Source organism: Corynebacterium sp. UMB8791, assembly GCF_054166365.1.
This window is the reverse complement of the sequence record NZ_JBSZCG010000183.1, coordinates 1-425: the sequence shown is the minus strand read 5'-3', so window position 1 is coordinate 425 and position 425 is coordinate 1. Positions and strand designations below refer to the sequence as shown.

Here is a 425-nt window from a genome sequence, read left to right as displayed (position 1 = left end):
TGAGTCATAGTATGGCGGTACGGTGTAGCCGCTACTAACCATACCGCCAGATACAAAAGGGTCAGCCCCAGCGCCCAGCGCGCCTCTTTATGGGCCTGAACAAAACGAGTGTCCATTTTTTGTCCCTGATGGGTGAAGAAAGCGGGGATTGTACCTTATGGGGGTTGTCGATCCCCAGTAATAAAAAAGGCCGGAAAATCCGGCCTTTTGACGCTTTTGCAGTCTTATTTTTCCTGAAGACCGAGTTTTTTCTCCAGATAGTGGATGTTAGTGCCACCATGCTGGAAGTTTTCGTCATTCATGATGCGGATCTGCAGATCAACGTTGGTTTTGATACCGTCGATGATCAGCTCCTGCAGCGCATTCTTCATGCGAGCAATCGCCACGTCACGGTTTTCACCGTAGCAAATCAGCTTACCGATCAT

Annotated in this window: 1 protein-coding gene and 1 pseudogene; both read right to left on the bottom strand. The window is 49.2% G+C overall.

The window, feature by feature from the left end:
- A partial coding sequence (locus ACXIUA_RS11695; protein ID WP_457976922.1) for a DUF997 family protein occupies positions 1–116 on the bottom strand: 116 nt, incomplete at its 3' end.
- Positions 117–224: 108 nt separating this feature from the next.
- Positions 225–425, bottom strand: a pseudogene (locus ACXIUA_RS11690) (hypothetical protein); the annotation flags it as partial.